The organism is Flavobacterium sp., from assembly GCF_023151265.1.
GTDB lineage: Bacteria > Bacteroidota > Bacteroidia > Flavobacteriales > Flavobacteriaceae > Flavobacterium.
The window spans coordinates 1-9,470 of record NZ_JAKLJH010000104.1; the positions used below are offsets into that span (position 1 = coordinate 1).

The following is a 9,470-nucleotide window of genomic DNA, read 5'->3' on the forward strand; positions in this document are numbered from 1 at the left end:
AGAAGCCATTGAGCGTTCTTACTATGAAATGATTGGGTTACATAAATAGAATAAATTAGTGTTAGTAGAAAAGACAATCAAGATGGTTGTCTTTTTTTTTTGAAAAATTTTTAAATTTAGTAGAATAGATTTAAAAACTTTTCAAAAAACTAACCTTTTGATTTTGAATTTTTTAGCTAAAAAGGGGTTGTTTTTGAAAATAAATCAAACTTTAACCTTTTAACAACATTAAATAGCCTACCTTTGTGAGGAATTAAATTTTTCATAGATGAATATTTTTGTAGGAAGTCTTCCTTTCAGCGTAGAGGAAGCAGATTTAAGAGGTTATTTTGAAGAGTATGGAGCTGTAGAATCAGTTAAAATTATCTCTGATAAATTTACCGGAAGAAGTAAAGGATTTGGATTTGTTGAAATGGCTAATGATGCTGAGGCTCAAAAAGCAATCGACGAATTAAACGGTGGAACTATCGAAGGTAGAAAAATCGTTGTTAACAAATCTGAACCAAAACCAGAAGGAGAAAGAAGAAGCTTCGATCGTAATTCAGGTGGAAGAGGTGGTTACTCTAACAATAGAGATAACAACTCAAGAAGTCGTTACTAATATTTTTTGGATATAAAACGAAAAAAAACCTTCGCATTGCGAAGGTTTTTGTTTTTTGTACTATTATCGAATTAAACTAAAGTGTCCTTTAAATTCTTTCGTAATGTTGTTTTTTGTATATTCAATTGTAAACCAATAATCTGTAGATGGTAATAATTCATTATTAAATGTTCCATTCCATCCATTACCATTAGGATCAATTTGTTTGATTAATTTTCCATAGCGATCAAAAATTCTTATGATTGCCAAATCTAAAGCGCTACTTCCTTTAATATTCCAAGTGTCATTATGACCATCTCCGTTTGGTGTAAAATAGTTAGGATAATCTACAACCGTAAATGTCGCTGTAACATCACCACATCCAAATTTATTAATAACAGTCAAAGTATGATCACCACCCGAAATATTCGTAAATACATTGCTTTCTTGGAAATAAGTACCATCAATCGAATACAGATAATCAGTTGAAGCTGGAGTTACAATTGCTGTTACCGTATTGTCTGTTCCAAAAGCTATTAATTCATTTGGATTGATTATAACAGAATTAGGTACTATTGAATTTTGAGTACTGAAATTAAAAGTAGACGAGCAATTAGCTGCATTAGAAATATTGGTTACAACTACCGAATATTGCCCAACTGTTGAAGTGGTAAATGAAGTACCTGTTTCTCCAATAATTTCATTTCCTGCTACTGCGTCATGACCATTATACCATTGAAAAGTATAATCTGTACTGTTTAACTGCGTTTTTATTTCAACTGGATAGGTTATAGTGTTTAATTGATCTATACAAATAGTGTATGGCTCGTTTAAAAGATAATTTACAGGATAAGGTCTAACGTATAAATCCAATTCCAAAATTTTAAAACAAGCAATTCCAGTTTCACTATCAATATTAGTTCTACTATTTAATCGAACATATATTTTTTGAAAGTTTATTCTAGTATTTAAAAAGTTATTTGGTGTACTTATTCGATTTGTATTAGCATTTGCTAAAGCATCTGGTAATTCTGTGTAATATCTAAAATTGATGGTATTGATTGGTGTTGAGCCTGCCATTTCAAGTTCTCTGGAAGTCAAATCAAAATAGTCAAAACCAGAATCGTTACATAATTCAAGTTGGGTTGGATTGGAATTGCTCCCTGGTAATACCATTACTACAAGATTTAAAGTAGTAAATGATTCACAAGAATTATTAGTTGCATCAACAACTTTACAAATAATTGTTGTTGATGAACTCGTATAATTGTCTGGTGTTGCAATTGGATTATTTGCTAGTACATCAGCATTGTTAGCGTAGAAAGTTACTTGATAATTGGTATTTTCATTAGTAATTTGGGTAATTCTACTATTCAAATCAAATGTAGCAGTTATATCACCACATAATTTAATAGGTGAAGGCTGAACAATAATTGGATTTGGGAAAACATTTATATCAAAACTAACAATCGATATACATCCAGTTAAGTTATCAAACAAACGAGCGTAAATAGTTCTATTTCCTAAAGTTAATGGAAGCGGAATGTTTTTATTGATTACAAAAACATTGTCTTTCGCATTATCAAACGTATTAAAATAAGAAACTGTAACAGAAGGATTTTGTCCAGCCAATGCTTCAGTATCTTTAGTATTCAATAAAAACGAATCTAAAAGACAAGCTGCTTCGTTATTAATAACGTTTTGATTTGGAGCTTGCGTTACAATTACGTCAAAAGTTCCAATTCCTTCACAACTTTGTGTTGTATTTGAAATTACTCTAGTATAAACTGTTGTTGTTCCAACAGGAATTTGGCTAAAATTAGTTAATCCGTTTAATCCAGTTGAAGCATCAGATGTATTCAAATGAAAAGAAATACTTACATCAGAACTCGCAAAATAAGTGTTTTTTATTAAGATACGTTGTGCGTCAAAATTTACAAATCCATAATTTTGATTGATTTCTGGACAAACTGCAGGAATATTTGGATAGTTAGCAACACTGGTTGGATTAATTTGAAGCACAAAACTTCCAGTACCTGCCGAAGTACAATTTGGAGTTATATTTTCATTAACCAATTTCACATAAATAGTTTGTAAAAATGGAGATGTAGTATTAATGTAATTTGTTGGATTATTAATTAATTGTGTTAATCCAGGATCTGAATAAAAATATAATGTTAATCCTGCTGTATTATTAGTGAAGTAATTATAAAGCTGAAGTAAATTCGTTTCTGCAATTCCATCAAGTGTGTTGTTAATATAATCACATTGTTCCAATGTTGTTGAAACGCTATTGATTACAGGTAAAGCATTAATTGTAATTGAAATTGTATTTGAAACATTTGTGCACGTACCTTGTTCAATACTTTCTAAATAATACTGAGAGGTTGAATTTGCAGCTTGATTAAATTTATTTACAACATAAGTTGAGCTATTAGCACCCGATATTGCTATACCATCTTTGTACCACTGATAAGAAAGCGAACTATTTAAACTTGCATTCGTATTTGTTGAAGTAATGGTATAAGAATCGTTTTCACAAATAGTAGTAGTTGAAGCAATTTGAATATTTGGGTTTGCAATAATTCTTATAACATTTGAATCGGTTACAGAACATGGTGAATTTGTAACTTTTATAAAATAATCTCCAGGTAAAGTTGGAGTAAAGCTATTTGCTGTAGCACCAACAACTGCAATATTGTTATGAAACCATTGATAACTTAAAATATCAATTGTAGTATTTAAATCCGCATTGTTAACGATAGTTGCTGTTAAAGCTGGATTGGTGTTTAAACATACGGTATTGGTATTTGCAATAGTAACAACTGGTTTAGTATGAAATTTTAAATTTGCTTCAGCTTCGCTAATTCTTAATCCAGTTGTATCTCCTGATGGATTTACAGTAATATCGTAAGCCGTTGTAACGACTTTGTATAAACCACTTTCGGTAACAATTAGGTTGTTTGTAGGCGAAGTAACATTTGAAAAAGCATTTATTTGTACTCCATCTTTAAACCAAGTGTAATTAAATCGTAAGTTGCTAGGAACTCCCGGAAAATCAGAAATATCAATGGTTGCTACAATTTCTTTAGTGTCAGGTTTGCAATAATCTAAATTGGTTAAAAGAGAACCATCTGTGTTGTTTAATGTTACTGAAGATAAGAAATCACAGTTAGTACTTCCTGTTCCACCTGTTTGTGAAACAGTTATATTTCCGGCTTGTCCTGAGTAATTATCAATTACAATAACATATAAATCGCCGGCATTACTATTTGGAATATTAACTGTTTCAACAGTATCTGGTAAATAACTACAATCAACTTCGTTTGCTGGAATTAATTGATTACAGATATTGTTTAAATTTGGAAACGGTCCCCACAAAACAAAATCTACATCGGTACCATTACCAGCTAAATTTTGTTGACTAATTTGTAAAGTAACGCTTCCAGGAGAGTCGATTTCTATAAAAAACCATGTAGGACCAACATATGGTGTTGGAATACAAGAAGAGGCAAAATTTTCTCCATTACCTCCAACCGAACTACTGAAAGGAATACTGGTAGCACAAGACTGAAATGGAGCGGGATTTGCTGCTAATTCAGCACAAGAAGATGCACCTCCTTGACCAAAAGTTTTGGTACTTATTAGAAGGAATAAAATTAATAAATTAAGAATTGTTTTTTTCATTGTTATTATTTGGGACTGCTAATTTATTAATTTTTAATTTAAATGTTAGGAATTAAACATTTTTACCTTCATTTTGTTAATTTAATTTGGGTTTGCCAAAGTTTTAAACAAACCAATTATCGCATTCAAGTACCTATTTTCCAATGCAATTTCATTAATTTGTGAGCTTACTAAGGAGTTTTCTCTCGAATTAATTACAAACAACGAGCTTTCTCCCATTTCAAACAATCGGTCTTCAGCGTTTAGCAATGTTGAAAAGTCTTTAACCAATTTATCATTATAATCTTGCTGTTTTTCAAGTGAAACTATTTCTTGTTGTTGCGCTTTGATTTTGTTTTCCAAATTTTTTCGTTCAAATTGCAAACCAAATTCGGAATCCAGAATTTTTAAATCGGCTAATTTTAAACTTCCGCGTTCTTTTCGTAAAAATATTGGAAACGAAAAATTCACACCAATTTTATAATCTTCAAAACGATAATTGTCAATATAACTTGGTTCTGATAAATAATTGTAACTCAAATCTAACTTGGGCAAAAGTGCATTTGCTTTTAATTTTCGATCCACTTTTAACATCGCAATTTTAGCATCTAACGCCTGAATTTTTGGATGATTGTCTAAATCAATTGTTCCTAATTCATTTATCTGTAAAACTTCTTTAATTGTTTTGGATAACGTTGTTTCTGGAGATAAATTGTCGTTAAGTTCTAACGGAATATTATTTTCTAACCATAAATAGTTTGATAATTCTAATTTTGCTTTGGTTAATTTTAACTTCGCATCTTCTAAATTTAATCTTCGAGTTTTTACTGCTATTCCGGCTTCAACACTGTCAATCGCTGGTTTGTCACCTTCTTCGATTAATTTTGAAACACCGTTGTAACGAATTAAAGCATTTTCTAAATAGGTTTCATACAATTTTACTTCGTCAAAACTTCTTTTCCAATTTACATAACTAATTGAAGCCTCATAAATTACTTCAACCGCTTGCAAATTTCTTTCAGCAACGTTTAAGTTTCGAGCAATTTTAGCTTTTTTTAAATCAGCCATTCGTTGATTGATGAATAAACCTTGCCCCACAGGAACTGAAATTCCAAACGAAGTTAATCCGCTGTTTGGTAATGTGTTTTCTGGATTTACGTAAATTCCTTCAGAGTTATCAAATCCTGCTTTTAGTTCGATTCCGTACCAAGTTGGAATTTTAAAACTACTGTTTAATATCGAATAATATTCGCTGTCTTTGAATTGTTTTTCACTAAAGTCAACTTCGATTTTTGGATCAAAAGCACCGCGCGCTTGCATTAAATTAGCTTGGGCTTCGTTCAGTTTTAAATCGGCTTGTTTTACCAGTGGATGGTATTTTTTTACATAACCTAAAAATTCATTGTAGGTGAATTCGGTTGGTGAATTTTGTCCAAACAAACTCATCCAACTACAAATGAAAAGGAAGATATAAAATAGTTTCGTTCTCATTATTTTTTAGTGTTTTCGGTGGTTGTTGGTTGATAAAAATTTGGTGGGAAACCATTTAAAGTTCTCCAAATTTCAAACCAAATTGGCACATTGTCTAACAAAGCTAATGATTGCGTTCCTGCACCAATACTCAATTGTTCCGGCCATTTTTTATCGCTGGGATCTGGTGCAATTAGCACACGATATTTTCCGTTTGGACTAATAAAATTTTCTTTGGCAACAATGATTCCGCCAAAAGTACCATACGAAACACCAGGCCATCCGCTGAAAACAATTGTAGGCCAACCATCAAACCAAACTCTAACTTTTTCGCCTTTGTTAATTAATGGAAAATCCATTGGTTCGATGTAAGTTTCTACGGCAATATCGTATTTTGCTGGCATAATGCTTACAACAGCTGTTCCTTCCTTAATGGTTTCACCAATTCCAGATTGTAAAGCTCTATTTACATAACCATCTTGCGGTGCAGTAATGTAGTACAAACCATTTCTAATTTGATAGTTTTTGTACTGATTTTTCAGCTTGTTTACTTGTGCTTCGGTGTCAAATTGTGAACTTAAAGCGGTTTGTTTGTCGCTACTTGCTTTGGCGTTTTTTTCAGCATATTCAGCGCTAATTCTATTGAGTTCCATTGTGGCATTCAATACTTCATTTTTGCTTGCAATATATTTGTTTTCTTGTGTAATGATTTTCGCTTCGGTTTCTTGCAATTTCATGCGTTTTTCTTCCACATCGGTCATTGGTTTTAAACCTTCTTTGTTTAAATTTACTGAACGAGTGTATTGGGTTTTTGCAATTTTAAGTTGGGTTTTTGTTGCTTCAAAATCAATGCTATCACTTTGCACTTTTAAATACGACTGTTTTAATTTGTTTTGTGCTTGTTTTAATTTCAGATTTTTTTCATTTTGAATAGCTCCCATTTGTGCTTCTAATGCTTTTACTTTATCGGCATAAGAAGTTACAGCATTTTCTTTTGCTTTTACTTGATTTCCTGTGTTTTCAACCAAATTTGGATCTAAATAATCTTCTTTTATTTCGGAAATAAATAAAATGGTATCACCTTTTTTAACAAAATCGCCTTCGTTTACATACCATTTTTCAATTCTTCCACCAATAATAGTTTGAATGGTTTGCGGGCGTTGATTTGGTTTTAAGGTGGTTACATTTCCAGCGCCTTGAATATTTTGTGTCCAAGGAAGAAAAAGAAACAAGATACATACAATAACAAATGCCCAAATAATCTTGCGAATTACTTTGTAATGCTTTTGTTCTTTAAATATTTGTCCCGATTTGAATTGCTCTAACTTAACAAATTGATCAATTCTATTTTTTGTGATGTTTAGCATGACTTAATTCGATTTAATTTCTCCTTTTTCTAAAAGAATGGCTTGCTTACAAATTTGTTTCCAATAATTGTTTTTACTTACTACAACTAATGTCCACGGATGTTTTTCTTCGCTTAAAAAATCGATAATTTCTCTACAACTTTCTTCGTCTGATTTGTCTAAAGGATTTTCTAAAAACAATAATTTGGGTTGGTTGATGATACAACGTGCCAAAACAATTTTTTGAATGGTTGACGAATTAATTTGTTTTCCTTCCGAAGAAATTCGTGTATCTAATCCTTTTGGAAGTGCTTTGATGGCTTCGGTTAATTTTAATTTTTCGATTAAATCAAAAACCATTTCCATTTTAATTTCTGGATTATTACAAGTGATATTTTCCAAAATGGTTCCTTCAAATGGCATTTCGTGTGCCGTGATAATTCCAATTTTTGAACGATATTCATCAGACGAATACTTTTTGTAATTGGTGTTATTGATGAAAATACTTCCAGAAGATGGTTCGATTAATCTTGCTAACAAACGAATTAAAGTTGTTTTTCCAGAACCATTTTCGCCTAAAATTAAGGTGTGCTGTTTTGGTTCAATCGATAAGTTGATGTTTTTTAGTATTTCTTTATCCGATTTTGGATACGAAAAAGAAACGTTTTCGGTTTCAATGGATATTTTATTTCGGTCCACTAAATAATTTGAGTTTTGAACATCTTCTTCTAATTCCATATCCACAACCGAACCTAATTTTTCTAAAGAAGTTAGTACGTCATAAAACAATTCTAATCCAGAAAAAAGTTTTTCAACCGCTGCAATAATGCTCAAAATAATAATTTCTGCTGCAACGAATTGTCCAATGTTCATTTGTTGATTAATTACCAATAATCCTCCAATTATCAACAAACCCGCTGTGATTAAAATTTTAAATCCAGTTAGCTGAACAAATTGCTTCATTAAAACTTGGAAATGACTTTCTCTTTGTTTCAGATATTCATTAACTAATTTATCGTTTTTATGTAGCGAAAAATTAAAAATCGAATTGCTTTTAAAACTCAAGTGATTTCTCGCAATTTCTTGCAACCAATGTGCGATTTTATACTTGTATTTCGATTCTTTTAAGCTGGTTTCTAATCCTACATTAAAGTTGATTTTGAAAATTAAATAAAGTAATATCAAAAGTACCAATCCGAAAAAGATAAAAAAGGAATGATACAATGACAGCAAGATAATTCCGAAAATGATTTGTAAAGCAGCTCCAGAAATATCTAATAAAAGTTTAGAAAATCCTTTTTGAACGGTTAAAGTGTCAAAAAATCGATTCGCTAATTCTGGCGGATATTGATTGTGTAATTCATTGAATTTTATTTTTGGAAAACGATAAGCAAATTCAAATGACGAACGCACAAATATTTTTTGCTGTAAATTTTCGGTAATTCTGAATTGCATAATTTTTAGCAATCCTACAAAAGCTACTCCAACCACAACAATAACTACTAGAATTATCCAAGAAGTGCTAACTTTTCCTGCCTGAATAAAGTTGATGATTGATTGGATTCCCAAAGGTAAAGACAAACTGATTAATCCTGCAATAATGGAATACAAGAAGATTTGGTAAATATCTTGTTTGTCGATTAGGATGAGGTTTTTAAATCTTTTTAATGGTGTCATAGTAGTATTTTTTTAGCCATATCTGTATAGAATTCTGTTGCGCATTCTTTTTCAGATAAGTTAGTAATAGTTTTTAAATGATTTTTTAAAAAATGTTGATGTAACGCACCTTCTACAATGTTTGATGACAAGCTTTTTGCATAAAGATAGTTTGGATTCACTTCTTTTATGATATCAACGATACGATTGATTACCCTTTTGTAAACTAAGAAAAAACCTTCTTTGTTTTCGTTGTCAACTTCCTTCGTCATTAAAGTTTTTGCAAATTCTTCTACGATTATTCGGCTTAGAATTTCTTCATTGATGTGCGGAGTTGCGTTATCATCTGCTATATTTTCGGTAACTAGTTTAATTGCTTTTTCTAATTTTTCAACTGGATTAGAAACATTAGTAGTTGCAAACGCCATACGATATTCCATCCACGACCAATACCATGAAGTTAAATAAACCAAAAGTTTGTGCTTGTTTTCAAAATAACGATAAATAGAACTTTCGTTAGATTGAATTTTTTCACCTAGTTTTTTGAAAGTAAACGCTTCAAAGCCAATTTCATCAATTAGTATGATGCTATTTTTTAAGATATTACGCCCTAATTCTGAAGTTTCAGGATCTTTAACGTATAACTTTTCGTTAATGGTTATTTTTAAATTAGATAGTAAATTTTGCATAATGTAATATTTAACAATGCAAATATAATAGTAATACTATCAATTTATGAAAGTTTAACTTTT

At 30.9% G+C, this 9,470-nt stretch carries 6 protein-coding genes; 1 reads left to right on the top strand and 5 read right to left on the bottom strand.

All coding sequences use genetic code 11. From position 1 onward, the window contains the following. Positions 1-268 precede the first annotated feature (268 nt). Positions 269-601, top strand: a complete 333-nt coding sequence (locus L6Q46_RS10150; RefSeq protein ID WP_111566080.1) for an RNA-binding protein — start codon at positions 269-271, stop codon at positions 599-601. Positions 602-664: 63 nt separating this feature from the next. Here L6Q46_RS10150 and L6Q46_RS10155 read toward each other — a convergent pair whose 3' ends face one another. The 5 genes from L6Q46_RS10155 to L6Q46_RS10175 form a co-directional block, all read right to left on the bottom strand. Further along, positions 665-4,267: a T9SS type B sorting domain-containing protein gene (locus tag L6Q46_RS10155; RefSeq protein WP_291284203.1), complete on the bottom strand. Its 3,603-nt coding sequence runs from the start codon at positions 4,265-4,267 to the stop codon at positions 665-667. Positions 4,268-4,348: 81 nt separating this feature from the next. Next, the gene (locus tag L6Q46_RS10160; protein ID WP_291284207.1) at positions 4,349-5,692 is read right to left on the bottom strand and encodes a TolC family protein; all 1,344 of its coding nucleotides are present in this window, start codon (positions 5,690-5,692) and stop codon (positions 4,349-4,351) included. A 44-nt stretch (positions 5,693-5,736) separates the two neighbouring features. Beyond that, positions 5,737-7,083, bottom strand: coding sequence for a biotin/lipoyl-binding protein (locus L6Q46_RS10165; protein WP_291284204.1), 1,347 nt, complete (start codon positions 7,081-7,083; stop codon positions 5,737-5,739). A 3-nt stretch (positions 7,084-7,086) separates the two neighbouring features. Further along, a complete protein-coding gene (locus tag L6Q46_RS10170; RefSeq protein ID WP_291284205.1) occupies positions 7,087-8,739 on the bottom strand; it encodes an ATP-binding cassette domain-containing protein in 1,653 nt (550 codons plus the stop codon). After that, complete coding sequence (locus tag L6Q46_RS10175) at positions 8,736-9,407, bottom strand: TetR/AcrR family transcriptional regulator (RefSeq protein WP_291284206.1); 672 nt, start codon at positions 9,405-9,407, stop codon at positions 8,736-8,738. The genes L6Q46_RS10170 and L6Q46_RS10175 overlap by 4 nt, the downstream gene beginning before the upstream one ends. Between the last annotated feature and the right edge of the window lie 63 nt (positions 9,408-9,470).